19 protein-coding genes are annotated in these 21541 nt (G+C 70.4%); 8 read left to right on the top strand and 11 right to left on the bottom strand.

The annotated features are described in order from the left end of the window. Positions 1–14 precede the first annotated feature (14 nt). Positions 15–1202, top strand: coding sequence for an acyltransferase family protein (locus ABIC47_RS09185; RefSeq protein WP_354479613.1), 1188 nt, complete (start codon positions 15–17; stop codon positions 1200–1202). Here the strand turns inward: ABIC47_RS09185 and ABIC47_RS09180 are convergent. Next, positions 1179–2444 carry an acyltransferase family protein gene (locus ABIC47_RS09180; protein ID WP_354479610.1) on the bottom strand — a complete coding sequence of 422 codons (1266 nt, stop codon included), beginning with the start codon at positions 2442–2444 and terminating at the stop codon, positions 1179–1181. The genes ABIC47_RS09185 and ABIC47_RS09180 overlap by 24 nt on opposite strands. 149 nt (positions 2445–2593) lie before the next feature. On the opposite strand from ABIC47_RS09180, the gene purE reads away from it, so the two are divergent. Continuing rightward, entirely contained in the window at positions 2594–3097 is a 504-nt protein-coding gene (purE, locus tag ABIC47_RS09175; protein ID WP_026307075.1) for a 5-(carboxyamino)imidazole ribonucleotide mutase, read from the top strand. A gap of 10 nt (positions 3098–3107) precedes the next feature. After that, a complete protein-coding gene (locus ABIC47_RS09170; RefSeq protein ID WP_354479606.1) occupies positions 3108–4466 on the top strand; it encodes an LCP family glycopolymer transferase in 1359 nt (452 codons plus the stop codon). A 42-nt stretch (positions 4467–4508) separates the two neighbouring features. On the opposite strand, the gene ABIC47_RS09165 is transcribed toward ABIC47_RS09170, so the two are convergent. After that, the gene (locus ABIC47_RS09165) at positions 4509–5651 is read right to left on the bottom strand and encodes a 5-(carboxyamino)imidazole ribonucleotide synthase (protein WP_354479603.1); all 1143 of its coding nucleotides are present in this window, start codon (positions 5649–5651) and stop codon (positions 4509–4511) included. Positions 5652–5769: 118 nt separating this feature from the next. Here ABIC47_RS09165 and ABIC47_RS09160 point away from each other — a divergent pair, with 118 nt between their 5' ends. Beyond that, positions 5770–6348 carry a GtrA family protein gene (locus ABIC47_RS09160; protein ID WP_354479600.1) on the top strand — a complete coding sequence of 193 codons (579 nt, stop codon included), beginning with the start codon at positions 5770–5772 and terminating at the stop codon, positions 6346–6348. Here ABIC47_RS09160 and ABIC47_RS09155 read toward each other — a convergent pair. Together ABIC47_RS09155 and ABIC47_RS09150 are read right to left on the bottom strand one after the other, a co-directional pair. Next, complete coding sequence (locus ABIC47_RS09155) at positions 6310–6858, bottom strand: PH domain-containing protein (RefSeq protein WP_309857110.1); 549 nt, start codon at positions 6856–6858, stop codon at positions 6310–6312. The two genes, ABIC47_RS09160 and ABIC47_RS09155, sit on opposite strands and share 39 nt — an antisense overlap. Before the next feature lie 6 nt (positions 6859–6864). Beyond that, positions 6865–7626 carry a biotin--[acetyl-CoA-carboxylase] ligase gene (locus ABIC47_RS09150; protein WP_354479597.1) on the bottom strand — a complete coding sequence of 254 codons (762 nt, stop codon included), beginning with the start codon at positions 7624–7626 and terminating at the stop codon, positions 6865–6867. Between the two features lie 94 nt (positions 7627–7720). On the opposite strand from ABIC47_RS09150, the gene ABIC47_RS09145 reads away from it, so the two are divergent. Beyond that, on the top strand, positions 7721–9343 hold the full coding sequence (locus ABIC47_RS09145) for an acyl-CoA carboxylase subunit beta (RefSeq protein WP_018190027.1): 1623 nt from the start codon (positions 7721–7723) through the stop codon (positions 9341–9343). After that, the gene (locus tag ABIC47_RS09140) at positions 9340–9588 is read left to right on the top strand and encodes an acyl-CoA carboxylase epsilon subunit (protein ID WP_354479594.1); all 249 of its coding nucleotides are present in this window, start codon (positions 9340–9342) and stop codon (positions 9586–9588) included. Before ABIC47_RS09145 ends, ABIC47_RS09140 begins: the two co-directional genes overlap by 4 nt. 355 nt (positions 9589–9943) lie before the next feature. On the opposite strand, the gene ABIC47_RS09135 is transcribed toward ABIC47_RS09140, so the two are convergent. The 4 genes from ABIC47_RS09135 to ABIC47_RS09120 all read right to left on the bottom strand — a co-directional run bounded on the left by ABIC47_RS09135 (position 9944) and on the right by ABIC47_RS09120 (position 14331). Continuing rightward, the gene (locus tag ABIC47_RS09135) at positions 9944–10966 is read right to left on the bottom strand and encodes a DUF8320 family protein (protein ID WP_018190025.1); all 1023 of its coding nucleotides are present in this window, start codon (positions 10964–10966) and stop codon (positions 9944–9946) included. Next, positions 10963–12288 (bottom strand): sensor histidine kinase, encoded by a 1326-nt coding sequence (locus tag ABIC47_RS09130; protein WP_018190024.1) that lies wholly within the window; start codon positions 12286–12288, stop codon positions 10963–10965. The genes ABIC47_RS09135 and ABIC47_RS09130 overlap by 4 nt, the downstream gene beginning before the upstream one ends. Further along, positions 12275–12934 (bottom strand): response regulator transcription factor, encoded by a 660-nt coding sequence (locus ABIC47_RS09125; protein ID WP_018190023.1) that lies wholly within the window; start codon positions 12932–12934, stop codon positions 12275–12277. Before ABIC47_RS09125 ends, ABIC47_RS09130 begins: the two co-directional genes overlap by 14 nt. Positions 12935–13038: 104 nt before the next feature. Next, positions 13039–14331, bottom strand: coding sequence for a class I SAM-dependent RNA methyltransferase (locus ABIC47_RS09120; protein ID WP_354479590.1), 1293 nt, complete (start codon positions 14329–14331; stop codon positions 13039–13041). Between the two features lie 24 nt (positions 14332–14355). Here ABIC47_RS09120 and ABIC47_RS09115 point away from each other — a divergent pair, with 24 nt between their 5' ends. Together ABIC47_RS09115 and ABIC47_RS09110 are read left to right on the top strand one after the other, a co-directional pair. Then, complete coding sequence (locus tag ABIC47_RS09115) at positions 14356–14994, top strand: Maf family protein (RefSeq protein WP_354480134.1); 639 nt, start codon at positions 14356–14358, stop codon at positions 14992–14994. Positions 14995–15088: 94 nt separating this feature from the next. Further along, positions 15089–16852, top strand: coding sequence for an acetyl/propionyl/methylcrotonyl-CoA carboxylase subunit alpha (locus ABIC47_RS09110; protein WP_354479588.1), 1764 nt, complete (start codon positions 15089–15091; stop codon positions 16850–16852). A gap of 187 nt (positions 16853–17039) precedes the next feature. Here the strand turns inward: ABIC47_RS09110 and ABIC47_RS09105 are convergent, their stop codons facing one another. From ABIC47_RS09105 to ABIC47_RS09095, 3 genes are all read right to left on the bottom strand, one after another. Then, on the bottom strand, positions 17040–17897 hold the full coding sequence (locus ABIC47_RS09105) for a hypothetical protein (protein WP_354479585.1): 858 nt from the start codon (positions 17895–17897) through the stop codon (positions 17040–17042). 214 nt (positions 17898–18111) lie between these two features. Beyond that, positions 18112–20043, bottom strand: a complete 1932-nt coding sequence (locus tag ABIC47_RS09100) for a cation:proton antiporter domain-containing protein (protein ID WP_354479582.1) — start codon at positions 20041–20043, stop codon at positions 18112–18114. A gap of 15 nt (positions 20044–20058) precedes the next feature. Beyond that, positions 20059–21492: an NAD(P)H-quinone dehydrogenase gene (locus ABIC47_RS09095; RefSeq protein ID WP_354479579.1), complete on the bottom strand. Its 1434-nt coding sequence runs from the start codon at positions 21490–21492 to the stop codon at positions 20059–20061. Positions 21493–21541: the final 49 nt, after the last annotated feature.

Genomic DNA, 21541 nt, shown 5'->3' with positions numbered 1-21541 from the left:
TCCCATCCGCCCGGATGACGTCGCTCGACGGCCTGCGCGGCATCGCCGCATTGATCGTGCTCGCCCACCACGCCTCCCTGCTGAACCCGGCGATCTCCGGGGCGTACGTGCCGGTACCCGGGTCTTCCGGGCCGGCCGCCGGAAGCCTGGCCTGGTGGTTCACGTACACGCCGCTCAAGCTGTTCACCGCCGGCCCGGAGGCGGTGGTCGTGTTCTTCGTGCTCTCGGGATTCGTGCTGAGCCTGCCCGTGCTGTCTCCGCGGGCCTTCGACTGGATGGCGTACTACCCACGCCGGATCGTCCGGATCGGACTTCCGGTGGTGTGCTCGCTGGTCTTCGCCGCGGCCCTCGCCCTGCTCGTCCCGCAGATCGTCGCCAACGCCATGAGCGGCTGGGTCGCCACGACCTCGGTACCCGACCTGAGCGTCGAGACGTTCATCGGCCAGCTCGACCCCACCCGCACGTACCACCTGCTCAACAACCCGCTGTGGTCCATCTACTGGGAGGTCGCCTTCTCGGTCATGCTGCCGCTCTTCCTCGGGCTGGCCGTCTGGCTGCGGCGGGTGTGGCCGCTCATCCTGCTCGTCGCCACCGCGACCGTCTTCTTGGGCGTGGATTCCGGGGCGGACGGCCTGCGTTACCTCCCTCCATTCTTCCTCGGCGTCGTCGCGGCCGTGCTGCTCCCGCGCATCCGCCGCCTGGGCGCCACTGTCTCCGGCTGGCGTCTCGGCTGGGCGGTGTGGCTTCTCGCGCTGATCGGGTCCGCTCTGCTCCTGATCGCCCACTGGATGGTCGGGCCGGGGGTGGTGCCGCTCGCCCTCACCGCGCTCCAGCCGCTCGCCGCCCTCGGACTGCTGATCTGCTGCCTGGAATGGCGGCCGCTTGCGAGCCTGCTCTCTCACCAGCCGTTCCGCTGGGCCGGGAAGATCTCCTTCAGCCTGTACCTCGTGCACGTCCCGATCATCGTCACGCTGAGCTACGCCCTGCGCGACTGGGGGCCGACCAAGGTGGCCGCGCTCGCCATCCCGGTGGCGCTCATCGTCGGCACGCTGTTCTACCAGCTGGTCGAGAAGCGATCCCACACCCTGTCGAAGCTGTTCGGTGCCACGGTTGCTCGCGCCTTCGAGCGTCGCTCCGGCGCGGTCGCGGCGTCAGCGGAACCGACGGCGCCGGCCGAGCTACCGTCGCGCGCTTCGCGCTGACCCGGCTTCGACCGCCCGGCCGCCGCCGGTCACTTCGCCCTGGTCGCCGGACCGGCGCTCCTCGGCCTCCTCGTCGCGACCGAACCAGGTGCGGTACCGGTCGGACGCCCAGTTGCCGACGGCCTTCGACCAGCCGTGGCTGCGCTTCTCGATCAGCCAGGTGAAACCGACGGCCACGAGGACCGCGACCGGGATGCCGAACAGCAGCGGGACGTACCAGGGCTCGTCCGCGAAGAGGTAGGTGCTGAAGATCAGGATCGGCACGTGGACGAGGTACAGGCTGAACGAGATGGTCCCGGTGAACTGCACGGGGCGCGTGTCGAGCACGGCGCGGAGCGGCTTCCAGCCGAGCGCTGCCACCACGAGCCCGGCCGCGGCGAGCGGCACCAGGCCCTTCAGCACCGGCTCGAGTTCGGGGATCTCGCCGACGTTCGGCCCGACCAGCCACGGAGCGATCAGGAGCAGCAGACTGGCCACGGTGAGCCCGGCCCACAGCGGGTGTCGGTACCAGTGCGTGTTGATCCGGTCGGCGACGTTGCGCACCGCCTCCAAGCGGACCGCGATGACCGCGCCGACGAAGAACGCCGGGAGGTACTGCAGCGCACCGGAGTCCGCGTGCACGCCGAGGTAGGTGAGGGCGCACGCGACGGCCAGGCCGCCCATCCACCACTTCCGCACGGCGAGGGCCGCCACCGCGAAGATCGGCAGGGCGAGCGAGAACAGCAGCTCCCAGCGAAGCGACCAGAGCGGGTTGTTGATCTGCCCGTCGCCGCCGAGCAGGTCCCACGCCTTGACGATGTACTCCCAGCTGAAGTTCGGGGTGGAGGAGCTGCTCAGCCAGGTGCCCTTCGGCTGGGTGGACACCTGCGGGATGGCCATCACCCAGACGGCGGCCAGCACGACGGACGCCATGACCGGCACCAGAAGCCGGACGGCGCGGCGCGGGAAGTAGGCGACCCAGTCGAAGCCGCGGTGACGGATCACGGGAAGCGTGACCACCAGCCCGGAGAGCACGAAGAAGACGATGACCGACTCGACACCGGCGGTCGCGAGCTTCAGCGGCGTGTAGCTGATCCACCACATCGCGGAGCCCGTCGGCGCGGATCCTGTGCCGGGCGCGCCCGGGAAGTCCGGGTTCGTGTACATGGCGTGGTGGAGCAGGACGACCACCGCGGCGATGCCGCGCAGACCGTCCAGCGCGGCCAAGCGGCCGCCCGTCGTCTGTTTCGTCTTGTCTGCCACCGTTACACCTGTACCCGTCATAGGCGGGCGACGGTACCCATGCGCCCTGGGCAGTTCCTGTGACCCGTTCAGGGGTCAGCTGGATGCGAGAGAGCGGCCGTCCGCGTGGCGGCGCCGTCAGGCGCGAGGCGGCACCTAGCATGTTCGCTATGCCTGCATCCACGTCACCGCTGGTCTCCGTCGTCATGGGATCGGACTCCGACTGGACGGTCATGCAGGAGGCTTCGCGCCTGCTCACAGAGTTCGGCGTCGCGCACGAGGTCGAGGTCGTCTCGGCCCACCGCACCCCGGAGAAGATGATCGCGTTCGGCAAGGAGGCCGCCGGACGCGGCGTCCGGGTGATCATCGCCGGAGCGGGCGGCGCAGCCCACCTTCCCGGCATGCTGGCTGCGGTCACGACCCTCCCCGTCGTCGGCGTCCCGGTGCCGCTCGCCCGCCTCGACGGGCTCGACTCCCTGCTCTCGATCGTCCAGATGCCCGCCGGGGTGCCGGTCGCCACCGTCTCCATCGGCGGCGCGCGCAACGCCGGACTCCTCGCCGTCAAGATCCTGGCCACCTCCGACGACGCCCTCGCCGAGGCTCTCGCGCGCTTCGCCGCCGACCTCGAGGCGAGCGTCGAGCAGAAGAACCGGGCCCTGCAAGCCCAGCTGTGAGAACCGCCCCATGACGATCGCCACGCCGCTGCGCCACCCCGACGCCTCCTCGTCCCAGACGATGACGAAGCGGGGCTGGTGGCTGGTCACCATGAACATCCTGCTGCCCGGCTCCGCCCAGGTCGTCGCCGGAAACCGTGTCCTCGGCCGGGTCGGCGTGCTCGCCACCCTGCTGCTCTGGCTGCTCGGCATCGTGACGCTGGTCGTCTACCTGGTCTCGCCGTCGTCGATCTACACGCTGTTCACGCAGGCGGGCAGCCTGACCCTCGTCCAGACACTGCTGATCGTCTACACGGTGCTCTGGGTCGTGCTCACACTGGACACTCTGCGTCTCGTGCGCCTCATCCGCACCGCACCGAACGCCCGCGGCTGGATCGCCGCGTTCTCGGTGCTCGTCCTCGTCGGCCTCGCCTGCACCGCCGGCTACGCGTCGGTCGTCGCCGGGTCCGCCCGTGGCGCTCTCGGCGACATCTTCTCGGCAGGGCCGTCACAGCCTCCCGTCGACGGCCGCTACAACATCATGCTGCTCGGCGGCGACGCCGGCCCCGACCGCGACGGCCTGCGCCCGGACAGCATGTCCATCGTCAGCATCGACGCGAACACGGGTCAGGCCGTCACCATCGGCCTGCCACGCGACCTCGACCCCGTGCCGTTCCCGGCCTCGTCCCCGCTGCACGCCGAGTACCCGGACGGCTACGGCTACAACGACCGCTGCGACGTCGACGTCTGCCAGCTCAACTCCATCTACACCGAGGTGGAGCTGTACAAGCCGGACCTGTACCCGAACGCGAAGAAGAACAAGAGCGAGCCGGGCATCGAGGCCATGCGCGACGCCCTCGAAGGCGCGACCGGCCTGAAGATCCAGTACTACGTCCTGATCGACATGCAGGGCTTCGCCGACCTGATCGACGCCCTCGGCGGCGTCGACGTCACCGTCACGGACCGCGTGCCGATCGGCGGCGACGAGAACCTCAACGGGGTCGCCGAGTGGATCGAGCCGGGCAAGCGCCACCTCGACGGCTACCACGCCCAGTGGTATGCCCGCGCTCGCCACGGCTCCAGCGACTACGACCGCATGGCCCGTCAGCGGCAGCTGCAGGACGCCATCCTGAAGCAGGTCAACCCGGTCAACGTCGTGTCGAAGTTCCAGGGCATCGCGACGGCCGGCGCGCAGGTGATGAAGACGGACATCCCGCAGTCGATGCTCGGCTACTTCGTCGACCTGGGCATGAAGACCCGCAAGCTGCCCGTGCAACAGCTGGAGCTGGTGCCGCCGACGATCAACCCGACCGAGCCGGACTATGCGCAGATCCAGGAGCTGGTGCGCCAGGCGGTGAACCCCGCGACGGCGAAGCCGAAGGGGAGCTGACCGGCGGCCCGCCGCCCCTCGGCTCAGCCCTGCACGGCCTGGTCAGCCCTCGAAGAACGCGGCCGCCGCGCGGGCCCGGTACACGACGTCCTCGATGTCCTCGCCGCCCACGACGGTCACGTGACCGACCTTGCGGCCGGGCCTCGGCTCCTTGCCGTAGCCGTGGAACTTGGCCTCGGGATGCGCGGCGAGCGCTGCCGGGTAGCGGTCCTGGAGGCTGCCCTCCGACGGGCCGCCGAGGATGTTCACCATGACCGACCAGTCGGCGCGCGGCTCCGTCGACCCGAGCGGAAGGTCGAGGACGGCTCGCAGATGCTGCTCGAACTGGCTGGTGACGGCGCCCTCGATCGACCAGTGGCCGCTGTTGTGCGGCCGCATCGCCAGCTCGTTGATGAGCACCCGTCCGTCCGTCGTCTCGAACAGCTCGACGGCGAGGACCCCGGTGACGCCGAGTCCGTCCGCCACGCGGCGGGCGATGTCGGCGGCGACCTCCGCCACCCGGCCCGCTGCGCCTGGGGCCGGCGCGATCACCTCGGCGCAGACGCCGTCGCGCTGCACGGTCTCGACGACCGGCCACGCCGCGATCTCCCCCGACGGACGGCGCGCAACGAGCTGTGCGAGCTCCCTCCGGAACGGCACGAGCTCCTCGACCAGAAGCGCTCCGCCACGGCCGTCCTCGGCGAGCGCCAGGAACCAGTCGTCGGCCCCGCTCGCGTCGGACACCACGCGGACGCCCTTGCCGTCGTAGCCGCCCCGCGCCGTCTTCACGACGGCCCGGCCACCGTGATCGGCGAGGAAGGCGCCCAGCTCGTCCGCGGACTCCACCGCGGCCCAGTCCGGCACCGGCAGCCCCAGCTCGCTGAGCTTGGCCCGCATCTGCAGCTTGTCCTGCGCGTACAGGAGCGCGTCGGGTCCCGGGTGCACGGGGATGCCGCGGGACACCAGCTCGCGGAGGATCGCCTGCGGCACGTGCTCGTGGTCGAAGGTGATCACATCCACCGTCTCGGCGAACGCGAGCACGGTGTCGAGGTCGCGGTAGTCGCCGACGCCCGACGCGGCGATGTCGGCGCTCATGCCCTCCGCCTCCTCGAGCACGCGGATGTCGACCCCGAGCTCGATGGCCGGGGGGATCATCATCCGTGCCAGCTGACCTCCGCCGATCACTCCGACGATGTGACTAGCCATGGACCATCCGCTCCTCTGATACTTTTCATGCTGGCCGGGAAGACTCACAGGAACGCGAAACCTGGTCCGCGTACTGTGACGAACGTACTGACCATCTTCCCGCATCTCAGGCAGGGGCATGACGACCGAGACCAGCACACCGGCGCGACGCGCACGGCTCCTCCCGCAACTGATCAAGTTCGGCGCGGTCGGAGCCGTCGGCTTCGTGGTCAATCTGCTCGTGTTCAACGTGCTGATGCTCTTCGTGCTGGTGAACGTGCCGCACAAGACGCTCTTCTCGACGGCGATCGCGACACTGGTCGCCATCGGCACCAACTGGATCGGCAACCGGTACTGGGCGTTCTCCGGCAACCGCAACGAGAACGCCACGCGTGAGGGCATCGAGTTCTTCATCGTCAGCCTGGCGGGCATGGCCATCCCGCTCCTCTGCGTCTGGGTGTCGCACTACCTTCTCGGCTACCAGAGCCTGCTCGCCGACAACATCTCCAACAACGTGGTCGGTCTCGCGCTCGGCACGGTGTTCCGGTTCGCCTTCTACCGCTGGTGGGTGTTCTCACCTGACCGCGCGATCGCTCGCTCCGGCCGTCGTGGCGCCGTCTCGGCCAGCCGGCACGTGCCCGCCCGCGGCCGCGAGAAGGCGCCGATCACCGGCTCGACCCTAGCGAGCGCCCCAGACCGTGGTCTCGTCGGAGACTGACTGCGACTGCTGACGCCGCACGGCCACGACGGTCTGCGAGTGGTCCATCAGCTCGGACAACGCGCGCTGCACCTGGTCGGCCTTCGGCACATCCTTCAGGACGACGGGATGGTCGAGCCCCGAGTTGATCAGCACATCGCCGGAGCGGAACAGGCTCTGCAGCCACGTCCGCCGCACGCTCACGTCGTAGCCGCGGCTGTGCAGCAGCTCCTGGCGCACGCGCACGAAGAAGCCGTGCCGGATGATCAGACGGCGGTTGGTGATCGTGTAGCGGCGGCTCAGCCACGCCGCCAGCGGCAGGAGGAAGAGCAGGAGCACGACGGCAGCCGCGGCGGACCACAGCAGGACGATCTCCCAGACCTCACCGACCCGGCCCGCGAGGTACCCGACCGCGCCGGCGGTCGCGATCAGCACGAGGCTCGGGAAGAACAGCCGGCGGGCGTTCGAACGCAGCCGGGCCACCACACGCTCGGGCGGCTGGGCGGGTATCCCGTCCGGGCTGCTGCTCATGCTCCATTAATACCGCAGGTGCGTCACGTCGCCCGCCGCCACAGCGGTGCGGCCCGCATCCGACTCCACGATCAGCCTCCCGCTCTCGTCGATGCCGACGGCGGTGCCGAGGAGGTCGTCGCCCGACGGCAGCTGCACGCGGACCGGCCGGCCGATGGTGTGGCAGGCCTCGGCGACCTCATCGCGCAGCGCGCTGCGGAGCGGATCGCCGTCGGCGGCCAGGAACTCGCGGTACAACGTCGTCAACTGGATGAGGTAGGCCGAGAGCACCGCATCCGCGTCCACATCGTGCGCGCCGGCGAGTGCCAGCGAGGTCGAGGTCTCGGTCGGGAGCTCGTCGCGCGTCTGCATGAGGTTGACGCCGGCGCCGATCACCAGCCCCGACATCCCGGGCAGCAGTTCGGCGAGGATCCCGCACACCTTGTCGCCCTCGATGAGGACGTCGTTGGGCCACTTGACCTGCACACCGCCCGGGACGAACCGGCCGAGCGCGCGGCTCATCGCCAGGCCGCCGAGCAGCGGGAACCAGCCGAACGACTCCGGCGGCAGGCCGACCGGCTTGAGCAGAACGGAGATCGCCAGGGCTCTCCCTGGCGGCGTCACCCACACCCGGCCGAGCCGGCCGCGACCGCCGGTCTGGTTGCCCGTGATCACCACCGCGAGGTCCGGGAGGTCACCGGCACGGGCGCTCAGGACGTCGTTGGTGGAACCCGCCTCGGGGAGCACCTCGAGCACGGGGACGATGGTTCGGCTGCGTCGGAAGTCCACGGGGTCAGTCTCTCGCACTGGGCCAGTCTGCCAGCGCAGGCCGGTGGATTTGTAGGGTTTCGTCAACGGCACGGCCATTCGGCTGGCCGGTAGAGTGAACGACGTGACCGACACCGAACCTCGTCAGACCGATCAGCTCCCCGACCTGACCACCACCGCCGGCAAGCTCGCCGACCTGAAGGAACGGTTCCACGAGGCCGTCACCGCGAGCGGTCAGGCGGCGATCGAGAAGCAGCACGCCAAGGGCAAGCTGACCGCGCGTGAGCGCATCGACCTTCTGCTCGACCAGGGCTCCTTCGTGGAGTTCGACGAGTTCGTCCGCCACCGCACCCACGCCTTCGGCATGGAGGCCAAGCGCCCGTACGGCGACGCGGTCGTCACCGGCGTCGGCACCATCCACGGCCGCAATGTCGCGGTGTTCAGCCAGGACTTCACCATCTTCGGCGGCTCCCTCGGCGAGGTGGCCGGCGAGAAGATCATCAAGGTCATGGACCACGCTCTCAAGACGGGCGTTCCGATGATCGGCATCCTCGACTCCGGCGGCGCCCGCATCCAGGAGGGCGTCGTCGCCCTCGGCAAGTACGGCGAGATCTTCCGCCGCAACACCGCGGCCTCCGGCGTCATCCCGCAGATCTCCATCGTGATGGGCCCGGCAGCCGGCGGCGCCGTGTACTCCCCCGCCCTCACCGACTTCGTCATCATGGTCGACAAGTCCAGCCACATGTTCGTCACCGGCCCGGACGTCATCAAGACGGTCACCGGCGAGGACGTCGGCTTCGAGGAGCTCGGCGGCGCGCTGACCCACAACAAGGTCTCCGGCGTCGCCCACTACCTCGCCAGTGACGAGGAGGACGCGCTCGACTACGCGCGGACCCTGCTCAGCTACCTGCCGCAGAACAACCTCGCCGAGCTGCCGACCTTCCAGGCCGAGCCGGAGCTCGAGATCACCGACGCCGACCGCCGGCTGAACACGATCATCCCGGACTCCCCCAACCAGCCCTACGACGTGAAGACGATCATCGAGGGCGTGGTCGACGACGGCGAGTTCCTCGAGATCCAGCCGTTGTTCGCCCCCAACATCGTCATCGGGTTCGCCCGCGTCGAGGGCCGGTCGGTGGGCATCGTCGCGAACCAGCCGAGCGCGATGGCAGGGACGCTGAACATCGACGCCGGCGAGAAGGCCTCCCGGTTCGTCCGCTTCTGCGATGCCTTCAGCATCCCGATCCTCACCCTGGTGGATGTGCCCGGCTACCTTCCCGGCACCGACCAGGAGTGGACGGGCGTGATCCGGCGCGGGGCGAAGCTGCTGTACGCCTACGCCGAGGCGACCGTGCCGCTGGTGACCATCATCACCCGCAAGGCGTACGGCGGCGCGTACATCGTCATGGGCTCCAAGCAGCTCGGCGCCGACATGAACCTCGCGTGGCCCACCGCCGAGATCGCGGTGATGGGCGGCCAGGGTGCCGTGAACATCCTCTACCGCGGCGAGATCAAGCGCGCGGAAGAGGCCGGCGAGGATGTGGCGGCCGTCCGCACGAAGCTCGCCAACGAGTACACCTACAACGTCGCTAGCCCGTTCCTCGCGGCCGAGCGCGGCGAACTCGACGGCGTGATCGAGCCCGCGGCGACGCGCGTGTCGGTCATCAAGGCGTTGCGCGCGCTCCGCACCAAGCGGGCCACGCTGCCCCCGAAGAAGCACGGGAACATCCCGCTGTGACCGGCCAGGAGGCCCAGAGCGGTGCGCCGCTCGATCCGTCGCAGCTGCGGTTCCTCACCCGAAGCGTGACCGCGGAGGAGATCGCTGCGGTCACCGCCGTCCTGACCGCCGCTGCCGCCGAGCAGGCGGCCGCCGGTCGGGAGGCCAGGGCCGAGCAGGGTCCGGATGCCTGGGCACGCACGCAGCGGAACCTACGCGGCGAGCTCCGGCCCGGAGCGGGTGCCTGGCGGTCGTTCTCGGGCTGAGATGTACCCCGATCCGGGCGTCCCCCGAGTAAGGGACACGCGGATTCTTCGGCATGTCCCGCGAACGGGGGTCGTGAGATGTCCCCCAGGTGTCCTCCAAAATGACGACTATGTATTTTCTGGGAGCGCAGCCACTATAGATATTGCTAGGTGTCTCTCCTCGTGAGTCACACCGCCAATCACTCGCCGACTAGGGTAAGCGGGCGAGTGCTTTGGGGGCGAGTCAGGGCGATATTCGGGTTGTCGCCCTGACTCGGGGTTTGAAAAGGGGCCGACAATTCGGGTGTCGGCCCCTTTCTCCTCGTTAACGGGCCGTTCTCCGTCACGGGCAGGAACGACCGAGCTCGGGCGAGGTTCAGCCGACCGGCCGGGGGATCTCCAACCAGAGGTCGACCTCGTCGTCCTCCGACTCCGCGCCGAGGGCATTCGCCGCGCCATCGTCCGACATGCGCAGGCCCACGACGGTCACCGCGGTCTTCGACGACCGGGGTACGGTCCGGATGATCAGCTTGTCCGTCGTCGTCCCGCGGATGGCGTCGGCCAGCCGCCGGAGCACGGTCTCGAGCCCGCGCTGGTCGATGTCGTCGATGCCGCCCTCGTCCAGCAAGCTGACGACGACACCACGGCGGCGCGCATCCATCACCTCGCGCCGGACGTCGTCGTTGAGCAGACGGCGGCCGCGGATCTCATCGCGGATCGCGCCCTCGAGATACCGGCACTCACGTCGCTCCGCCTCGGTGAGGTCTCCCCCGCGGCGGACGATCTCGGCGAGCATCGGAGCGGCGACCCGGTAGGTCTGACGGAGCCGCAGCTGGCGCTCCATGACGTGCGCCTCCTGTGCAGCCTGCCACTCCGTCGCCTCGCGCTCGGCACGGGCGAACTGGAGGGCATCGCGGCCGGCTTTCGCGAGCGAGCCGGAGATCACGACGGCGACACCGACCCACACGACCGAGCCGATGACGCCGAGCCCTGCGAGCGCGCCGAGACCGGCCCAGACGACCGTCTGCACGGCCAGGAAGGCGACGCCGGCCCACGCGACGATCTGCTGCCGCCGGACCGCGCAGATGGTCATCAGCGTGCCGACGGCGGCGACGTACCAGGTGGCGTATCCGTTGTCCTTGGACGGATCCAGCTGGCTCGTGACGAGGATCGGGATGACGACGCAGACGGCGAGGTCGAAGGCGGCGAGCCAGAGCGGCATCTTGGTCGGGCTGGTGGGCCACAGGCTCATCACCGTCGCGACGCCGTACAGGACCATCGCGACGACGATCGGGCCGGCCGTGCGCGGCATCCACAGCGACGACAGCGCGAGGAAGAGGTGATAGGCGGAGAACAGAGCGCCGAGGATGAGGAAGAGGACGCGATTGAGGGTGATCACTCCGCCGCCTCCGTCTCTCGCGCCTCGCCCGGTGCGAAAGGACCCTGCTGATCGAAGCGGGCCGCCCCGGGCGCCTGGGCGCCGACGGGCTGCGGTTCGGCGGACGGCCAGAGGATCGTGACGGTCGTGCCCTCGCCCGGTTCGGAGCGGATGTCCGCGCGACCGCCGACCTTGGCGAGACGGTCGCGGATGCTGATGCGCAGGCCGAGCCGCTCCGCCGGCACTTCCGCCTCGGTGAACCCGCGTCCGTCGTCGCCGACGATGATCTCGACCGTGGCCGCCGGCCCGCCGCCGCGGATCGACAGGCCGCGGTGCACCTCCGGGCCGCCCGCGTGCTGCATGCTGTTCACCATCGCCTGGACCGCGGCCGAGTAGACCGCCTCGGCGACGTTCACAGGCAGCATGTGCACCTCGACGTCGCGCACCTCGACCTCGAACGGCGATGAGAACGCGTTGGCGGAGGTCACGAGGCGCTCCGCGAGCTGGTTGAGGCCGACCAGGGACTGGTCCTCGGGCGTGGATGCCTCGGCTGCGTGCAAGTGCCCGATCGCGTCGGCGGCCATCGCCGCCGCGAGCTCCTTCTGCTCCGGTGTCCTCGCGGACGCGGCCGAGAGCAGGGTCGTGAGCACGCTGTCGTGGACGATGGCGTCGACCTGCACGCGCTCGACCTCAGTCGCGTGCTGGCGGACCGCGGTGGCGTACCGGGCGAGCGCCTGGCTCTGGGCCGCATCCACGGCGCTCGACGCCTGGCGCATCATCGCGATGATCGCGAGGATGACGCCGCCGAGGATGATGGCGTAGATCGCGTCGAGCGCACCCAGCTCGAATCCGACGCCGCCGCCGGCCGGAAGCGCCCGGACGACGCCGTAGGCGATGGGCGCGATGAACGTGTAGGCGATCGCGAGCCAGAGCGGGTAGGCGACAGCCGCGAAGGCCGTGAAGACGGAGCACAGGAACCACACCCACGGCTTGTCGGAGCTGAACGCACTCGGGTCGCGGACGAGCAGCGGCCAGGTGACGATCGCCGCGAGGTACAGAACCGACAGGACGCCCATCGCGATCTTCACCCCGCGCTGCACGACAGCGAGGATCACGGTGAGGGCGAGGCCGCCGAAGATCCCGATCATCCAGACGGCGCCCCACGGCTCGCGGAGCGCGCTGAGCTGGCCGAGTGCCGTCGGGAGGGTCTGCAGACCGAAGACGAGCCCGAAGGCGGACACCGTGCGGTCGGCGATGCGCTCGATCCGCGCCCGGCTGAGGGGGTTGCGGGGCTTGGCCGGTTCGAGCGGCGCCCCGGGGCGAACCCCGCTAGGAGCGCTCATTGCCTGTCTCGGGGTCGAGCCCGGGAAGGATGCCGTCCTCCACGGCGCGTCGGAGGAGGTCCACCTTCGTCGGCGCCGGCCGCCCGACTTCCACGTATTTGACGCGGATGCGGTCGAGGTACTCGCGGGCGGTGGAGTTCGCGATGCCCAGCTGGGCGGCGACCGCCTTCAGAGGGAGGCCGGAGGCGTACAGGTGCAGGACGTCGCGTTCGCGTCGCCCGAGCTGCGCTTTGGCGAAGTCGCTGTCCGCGTCGATCGCCGTCGCCCATTCGAGGTTGTTGAGGACATCGCCGCGCGCGACCGTGGCTATGGCGCTGATGACCGTCGTTGTGGGTGACGACTTCGGGATGACGCCTGCGGCTCCGGCGGCGAGCGCCTCGCGGACGCTGGCGACGCGATCGGCGATGCTGTGCACCAGCACTGCGGCCCCGGTCGCCTGGGCCCGCTTGACGTTGTCGGTCACCTTGGAGCCGTCGCCGAGCGACAGGTCGAGGACGACGACGTCGCACTCCTGGGAGCCGAGCTGGGCGACGAAGTCGTCCACCGTCGGCGCGGTCAGGACCACGTCGTAGCCGGCGTCCTGGCAGGCCGCCTTCAGCCCGAGACGCACGGACTCGTGATCGTCGACGATTGCCACCCGCACCATGTTGACCATCGTAGGGGGTGAATGCATGCGGAGGGTCGTCCGGACGTCAGCGCGTTGGGGTGGGCGCGTGTCGGTCGTCGATTCGCGCCCCGCGTGTCAGCCCATCAGCGGGTGAGGGTGGCGACGGCTTCGACGTGGTGGGTGTTCGGGAAGAGGTCGAAAGCGCGCATCCCGCGCAGGTCGTAGCCGTGGCCGGCGAAGAAGGCGAGGTCGCGGGCGAGCGCGACGGGGTCGCAGGCAACGTAGACCACCTGAGCGGGCGAGAGGGAGGCGATCGCGTCGACGACCTCGCGGCCGGCACCGGAGCGGGGCGGGTCGAGGACGACCGTCGCGGCCCGCAGCCGGGCGCGCTCCGCCGCCGACGCCTCTCCGGCGAGCCGGGTGACGTAGCGCTCGACGCGGTCGGTGATCGCCGAGGCGCCGACCCAGTCGGCGAGGTTCTCGGCTGCGTCGTCGGTCGCGGCCTCGTCGCTCTCGACGGAGGTGATGCGGAGCGTCGAGCCGAAGCGGTCACCGAGGGCGGCGGCGAGGAGGCCGACGCCGCCGTACAGGTCGAGGTTCGCTGCACGGGGGTCGAAGAGCGCCTCGTCGACCGCGGACTGGACGGCCTGGGTGAGGGTCTGGGCGGCGGCGCGGTGCACCTGCCAGAAGCCGCGCGCATCCAGCCGGAACTCGCGGTCGCCGACACGCTCGCGGATGGGGACCGGACGGCGCCGCGGTCGGACGTTCCGCCGTCCGGAGCGCACGGGCCTGTCGTTGACGAGCACGTGGGAGGCGCCGAGCCCGGTGGCGACGACGTCGACCGACTCGGCTCCGGGGAACTGCTGCCCGAACGGGGTGGCCTCCTGGACGGCGTCGGTCGCGAGGGGCAGGTCGGTGACCGGGATGACGGTGTGCGAGCGCTGCACGTACGGACCGAGGCGGCCGGCGCCGTCGACCTGCAGACGGACACGGGTGCGCCATCCCGTGCCGTCGCCCGTTTCGCCCTCCACCGGCTCGACGCGGACCGGGGAGCCGTCGACCCCGGCTGCCGCGATCGCGTCGGCGGGCAGCTTGGCGGTGCGCTGCAGGGCGTCTTCGATCACGCGCCGCTTCAGCTCGCGCTGGTGGTCGAGCCGGATGTGCCCGAACTCGGCGCCACCCGCACGCTCGGTGGGCCGGCGCTCGATGGCGGCGGCTCCCCACACGTGCGGTTGCCGTTCGGGCGCGGCCTCGACGACCTCGACGACCTCTCCGCGCCAGAAGCGCTCGTGGCTGGTGTCCGCGATGCGGACGCGAACACGCTCGCCCGGCATCGTGTCGGGCACGAAGACGACCCGGCCTTCGTGGCGCGCGACGAACACCCCGCCGTGGGCCACGTTGGTAATGTCGAGCTCGACCTCGTCCTTCTGGGGCATCCTTCGAGCATCCCACAGGTGACCATGCGCCTCTACCTCGCCTCCACCTCGCCCGCCCGCCTCGCGTTGCTGCGTGCCGCCGGCGTCGAGCCGGTGGTCGTTCCTTCGCACGTCGACGAACCGGCCGCTGTCGCCGCGGCGGAGGCCGAGCACGGTCCGCTGAGCGCCGACGCGATGGTCCAGCTCCTCGCGCGGCTGAAGGCGGAAGCGGTGCGTGGCACCCTGGACGGCGAGCCGATCGACGGGCTGATCCTGGGCGGCGACTCGGCCTTCGCGATCGACGGCGCCATCCATGGCAAGCCCCACCTCCCCGAGGTCGCCCGCGAGCGCTGGATTCAGCAGCGCGGACGCACGGGCACCCTCCATTCCGGCCACTGGCTGATCGACCACCGCGACGGCCGGGAGAACGCCGCGGCCGGCGCGACCGCCGTCGCCTCCGTCACGTTCGCGGACGTCACGGATGACGAGATCGACGCCTACGTGGCGAGCGGCGAGCCGCTCGAGGTGGCGGGCTCCTTCACGATCGACAGTCTCGGCGGACCCTTCATCACCCGGGTGGACGGCGATCCGAGCACGGTGGTGGGCCTCTCCCTTTCGACGCTGCGAGAGCTCGTGCGCGAGCTCGGCGTGCCGTGGACATCGCTCTGGAACCGCGGTCGCTGACGCAAGCCGTTGTAGGCTGCCGGAGTCTTCGGTCGCCCATTTTTGTGGGGATCGCCCAAATCCACTCCGATTTCGAGCAATAGGCTAGGGAACTGTGCCACGTATCACCAAGGTTTTGATCGCCAACCGCGGCGAGATCGCCGTCCGCGTCATCCGTGCGGCGAAGGACAGCGGGATCGCCTCCGTCGCCGTGTACGCGGACCAGGACCGGGACGCCCTCCACGTCCGCCTCGCCGACGAGGCCTACGCGCTGGACGGGACCACGAGCGCCGAGACGTACCTCGTCATCGACAAGCTCCTGTCGGTCGCGCGCCGCTCGGGTGCCGACGCCGTGCATCCGGGTTACGGCTTCCTCGCCGAGAACGCGGACTTCGCCCGCGCCGTCATCGACTCCGGGCTGACCTGGATCGGCCCGTCCCCGGAGGCCATCGAGCGCCTGGGCGACAAGGTCTCGGCGCGTCACGTCGCCGAGAAGGTGGGGGCGCCGCTCGCCCCTGGAACGCTCAACCCGGTCAAGGACGCGGCCGAGGTGCTCGACTTCGTCGACGTCTACGGGCTTCCCGTCGCCATCAAGGCGGCGTTCGGGGGCGGCGGCCGCGGCCTGAAGGTCGCCCGCGCCCGCGAGGAAGTGGCGGAGCTGTTCGAGTCGGCCACGCGCGAGGCGATCGCCGCCTTCGGCCGGGGCGAGTGCTTCGTCGAGAAGTACCTCGACCAGCCGCGCCACGTCGAGACCCAGTGCCTCGCGGACGCCTACGGCAACGTCGTCGTCGTCTCCACCCGCGACTGCTCGCTGCAGCGCCGGCACCAGAAGCTCGTCGAGGAGGCGCCCGCGCCGTTCCTCACCCCCGAGCAGACCGAGAAGCTCTACTCGTCGTCCAAGGCCATCCTCAAGGAGGTCGGTTATCAGGGCGCCGGGACGTGCGAGTTCCTCATCGGCAAGGACGGCACCGTCTCGTTCCTCGAGGTGAACACGCGCCTCCAGGTCGAGCACTGCGTCTCGGAGGAGGTCACCGGCATCGACCTCGTCCGCGAGCAGTTCCGTCTCGCCGAGGGCGGCGAGCTCGACTACGACGACCCGGCTCCCCGCGGCCACTCGTTCGAGTTCCGCATCAACGGTGAGGACGCGGGACGCGGCTTCATCCCCTCCCCCGGGCCCGTCCACGTGTTCAAGGCCCCGAGCGGCCCCGGCGTCCGCGTCGACAGCGGCATCCAGGCGGGCGACGTGATCAGCGGCTCGTTCGACTCCATGCTGGCCAAGCTCATCGTGACCGGCGCCAGCCGCGAGGAGGCCCTCGAGCGCTCCCGCCGCGCGCTGGACGAGTTCGAGGTCGCGGGCCTTCCGACCGTCCTCCCCTTCCACCGTGCCATCGTGCGCGACCCCGCCTTCGCACCGCAGGACGGCGAGCCGTTCTCCGTCTACACGCGCTGGATCGAGACCGAGTGGGTCAATGAGATCGAGCCGTGGTCGGGCGAGCTCGGCGACCATCCGGCCGCGGAGCGCCGCAGCAACGTCGTCGTCGAGGTCGAGGGCAAGCGCATCGAGGTCTCCCTCCCCGCGCGCCTCCTCAGCGGTGGTGCCGGCGAGCCGTCCGGTGCCCCCGCTCCGCGTCGCCGCGGCGCCGCGCACGCGGTGGACACCGCGACCGGCGACTCCGTCACCGCTCCGATGCAGGCCACCGTGGTGAAGGTCGCCGTGGCCGATGGCGACCCGGTCGTCAAGGGCGACCTGGTGCTGGTGCTCGAGGCCATGAAGATGGAGCAGCCGCTGACCGCCCACAAGGACGGCACCGTCTCCGGCATGAACGCGAGCGTCGGCGAGACCGTCTCGTCGGGCCACCTGCTGCTCAACATCGTCTGACGCCACCGCATCGTCCGACACCACCGCATCGTCCGACACCACCGCATCGTCCGACACCACCGCATCGTCTGAGACCGGCGACCGCGTCGCGAGCCGCGCCATAACGCGCGCCCGACGCGCCACCAACCACCTTCCGAAAGGGAGGAGCACCGCCGACATTCGGGCGGAAGCTCCTCCCTTTCGCGCTTCATCCCGCCGCCGCACGACGCAACTCCTCCCTTTCCAGCGACCGGAGCAACTCCTCGATGGTCGCCACCGTCGCGTCCGGGCTCCGAAGTACCTGACGCGCCGTCAGCCGCAACCTCGGCAGACCCTGCAGTGTCATGGCGACATCGCGGTGGCGATCGCGCTCGAACGCTTCGCGATCGGCGTGGAACTCGAATCCGTCGATCTCCAGATAGAGCACCCCATCCACCCGGGCATCGACGCGCCCGACTCCAGGGACGGCGAGCTGCTGCTCGACGATGTGTCCGCGGGCGGTGAGACGCTGCCGGAGGAGGGACTCGACACCGGAGTCCGAACCGGGCCGCGCACGTTCGGCGAGACGTCTGGACCGATGCGGTTCATCCGCGAACACCCGTCGCAGCCCGTGGCGTGTCACCTGGCCGGTCGATATCGCCGTGTCGAGCACCGCAATGGCGGTCTCGTCCTCTGCGCACCGCACGGCGCTGCGCAGACAATCGGCCAGCGAAACACGCCACACCTCGCTGTGCCGCTCTGCGCGACCCCAATGACGGACCGTCCGGTCATCGGCGGCTCCTGCCCGTCCGGCGTGCGGAGGAACCAGCAGATGTGTCCGTTCGTCCTGGCCGCCCCACAATCCGTATGTGCGGGCGGCGGTGACACAGCAGAGGCGCCCGCCGGCCCGCAGGGCTGAAATGGCGGCGTCACCGATCCCGGGAAGGGCATAGCGACCGTTCCGCGGCCGCAGGAGGCGACCTTCGCGCACGGCGGCGGACAGGACGTGCCCCCGCGCCCCGGCCTCCTTCAATTGGCCGAGCGACGCTGCGCCACCGAGGCGAGTGAGTTCCGTCATCCAATCCATGTCCCCATCCTGCGGAACGGCGGCTGCCGCCAGGACGGACAGGGGCGATCTGTGGAGAGATCCGTTCGGGTGTCGATTGTGCACACCGTGTGTCCCGCGGGACGGAAAGGGAGGAGATCGCAGCCGACACGCCGCCGGAACGCCACGAACGGAGGAGCTCGGGACGGGAACCCGCAGGAACACCTCCGTTCCGCGGGCGGCCCAGCGGCAGGCGTCAGCCGGTCGCCTCCGTTGGGTCGCCCTTCAGGTCGATGCTGATCTCGTCCGCGTCGAGGTTGCTCAGCGCGCCGGCGAGGACGTCGGCGCTGAACGCGCCGTCGTCGCGCGCGTCGAGGAGGGCATCTCGCTGGGCCCGCAGCTGAGCGAGCCGCGCCCTCTTGTGCTCGGCGAACGCCTCGGGCGTGCGCTCGGTCGTCGTCGGCACCGGAACGGTCTTCGCCGCGTCGTAGAGGAGTTCCATCAGCTTGCGCCGTTCCTGCCGCTCGGCCTCCGGGTCGGCCGCCGCGGGCTTGACGGCCTTCAGCACAAGTCCGAGGGTGCCGCCCTGGAGAAGTAGCGACCCCGTCGCTACGAGGAAGGCGATGAGCACGAGCACCGAGCGGCCCGGCGTGTTGTCGGGCAGCGACTGGGCGGCCGCGACGGTGACGGCGCCGCGCATCCCCGCCCACACCACGATCGTGCCCTCACGCCACCCGAGCGGGGCTCCCGTGAAGTACTCGATGTCGGCCAGCAGTCGTCGGAGGCGCGTGCCGAAACGGGTCAGGTTCTCGACGGTCGGGATGCCGCGACGCGCGAGCAGGCGACGCCGTCGCTCGGCCTGCTTGGGCGAGAGGGGGCGTCGGCCAGCGGAGTCGCCGAAGGCAGGGTCCGGGAACGCGGGGTCCGGGAATGTCGGATCGGGCACAACGGTCGCCGCGACGGCGGAGGACGCAGCGGCGGCCGGGTCGGGCGAGGTGTCCGCCGGCACGTCGGCACCCGATCCCGCGCCGGACTCGTCTCCGACCTCCCCCGCGGCCGCCGACGAGCCGGCCGCGAGCGCCCGCTGCTCCCCCGGTTTCGCGATGCGCTCGGCGATCTCCCGCCGCACCGCCTCCGGATCGGTCAGGTGCTCCTGCAGCTGCTCCAGGCGCGGCCGAATCCGTTGCCTTCGCTTACTGCGCCGGGCCAGCAGAGCGAGCAGGGGCGCGACGAACGCGGCGCGCACCAGGATCGTGAGAAGGAGAGCGCCCGCAGCGATTCCGATGGCGGGCGCAACGCCGGAATGGTCCTCCTGCACGTCCTGCACGATGCCGAACAGCTCCAGGCCCATCGTCAGGAAGATGAGCCCCTCGAGGATGAGCTCGACCGTGCGCCAGTTCTGCGCGTCCGACAACCGGTGCTCCGGCGAGAGAACGCGCGGCGCGCGGCTGCCGGTCACGAGGCCGGCGACGACGGCCGCGACGAGACCGGAGGCGCCCAGCGCCTCGGCCGGGATCGAGGCGAGGAACGGCACGGTGAACGAGATGACGGTGTTGACCGTGGCGTCCTTCACACGAGCGCGGACGAGCAGGTTCAGCCAGCCGACCACCACGCCGAAGACGACGGCCACGAGCACCGAGTACACGAACGAGAGCGTGACCGCACCGACCGTGAACGACGCGCCGGCGGCGGCCACGGCTGCTCGCAGGAGCACGAGCGCGGTCGCGTCGTTCAGCAGGCTCTCACCCTCGAGGATGGCCACGACGCGCGGAGAGACGCCCGCCCGTTTGACGATCCCGGTGGCGACGGCGTCGGTCGGGCTGACGATGGCACCGAGGGCGATCCCCCAGCCGAGACCCAGGCCCGGGATGACCCAGGCGAAGAACAGCCCGAGCAGCACGGAGCTCACGATCACGAGCAGGACGGAGAGCCCGCCGATCGCCCCGAACTCACGCCGGAAGTTCATGGCCGGCATGGACACGGACGCCGAGTAGAGCAGCGGTGGGAGCACGCCCGCGAGGATCCACTCCGGTTCCAGGTGGACCGCCGGGACGAACGGAAGCAGGCTCACCAGGATGCCGATGACCACCAGGATCAGGGGCGACGCGACGCCGAACCGCGGCCCGAACGTCGTCGCCGCGGCGATGGTGAGCACCGCGAGCACTCCGATGACGAGCCCGACCTCCATCCCCCTGGCCTCCCGTCAGAGCACGATGTGCATCGCGCGCGCTGCGTCGGTGATCGAGCCGGAGAGGGACGGGTACACCGTGAACGCCCGGGCCACCTGATCCACCGTCAGACGCTGCTCGACGGCGAGCGCGAGCGGGAAGATCAGCTCGGATGCCCGTGGGGCCACGATGACGCCTCCGATCACCGTGCCGGACCCGGTGCGCGCGAACAGCTTCACGAAACCGTCGCGGATTCCGAGCATCTTGGCGCGCGGATTGGATTTGAGGGGCAGCTTGTAGATGTCGCCCTGGGCGATGCCCTCCTCGATCTGCTTCTGGCTCCAGCCGACCGTGGCGATCTCGGGCTGGGTGAAGATGTTGGAGCTGACGTTACGCAGCTCGATCGGGTTGACCGCGTCGCCCATCGCGTGGAAGACGGCGGTGCGGCCCTGCATCGACGCGACAGAGGCGAGCGGTAGGGAGTCGGAGCAGTCGCCGGCGGCGTAGATGTTCGGGATGGACGTGCGCGCGACCCGGTTGACCCGGATGTTCCCCGAGTTGGTCACCTGCACCCCGGCCTCCTCGAGCCCGATGCCTGCGGTGTTCGGGACGGAGCCGACCGCCATGAGACAGTGCGAGCCCTCGATCGTGCGTCCGTCGGTGAGCGTGGCGACGACGCCGTCCTCGGTGCGGACCACGGATTCGGCGCGCGACTTCGAGAGGACCTGCATGCCGTTCCGCTTGAAGACGTTCTCGATGACGCGCGCGGCGTCGACGTCCTCGCCCGGGAGCACCTGGTCACGCGACGAGATCAGCGTCACCTTCGAGCCGAGCGCCGTGTACGCCGAAGCGAACTCCGCGCCGGTGACGCCCGAGCCGACCACGATGAGGTGCGATGGCACCGTCTGCAGGTCGTACAGCTGGGTCCAGGTGAGGATGCGCTCCCCGTCGGGCACGGCGGAGGGCAGCACGCGGGGACGGGCGCCGACGGCGACCACGATCGTGTCCGCCTCCACCCGGTCGAAGTCGGTCCCCGCCTCCTTCGAGGTGGAGACGATGATCGCGCTCGACCCGTCGAGCCGACCCTCTCCGGTCACGATGCGGACGCCGGCGCGCACGAGCTCGGCCCGCATGTCCTCCGACTGCTGGCGCGCAAGGCCCATCAGCCGCTTGTTGACCGCGGCGAGGTTCACGGCGATCTCGGGGCGCACGGGCTTGCCCGTCTCTCCGCGCGAGAAGAACTGGACACCGAGGTCGGCCGCCTCGGCGAGCGCATTGGTCGCCTCCGCGGTGGCGATGAGGCTCTTCGACGGCACGACGTCGGTGATGACGGCGGACCCGCCGACGCCGGAGCGCTCGACGAGCGTGACATCGGCGCCGAGTTGCGCGCCCGCGAGCGCCGCCTCATAACCGCCGGGGCCGCCGCCGAGGACCGCGATGCGCTGTTTCCGCTCGAATTCGTACGCCATGCGCTCCATTCTTCCGTATGGGGTGCACCGATGCGCATTCGGCTCCGAG

This window comes from Leifsonia sp. 563 (assembly GCF_040545055.1).
In the GTDB taxonomy this organism is placed as follows: Bacteria; Actinomycetota; Actinomycetes; order Actinomycetales; family Microbacteriaceae; genus Leifsonia.
This window is presented reverse-complemented; position numbering and strand designations above follow the sequence as displayed.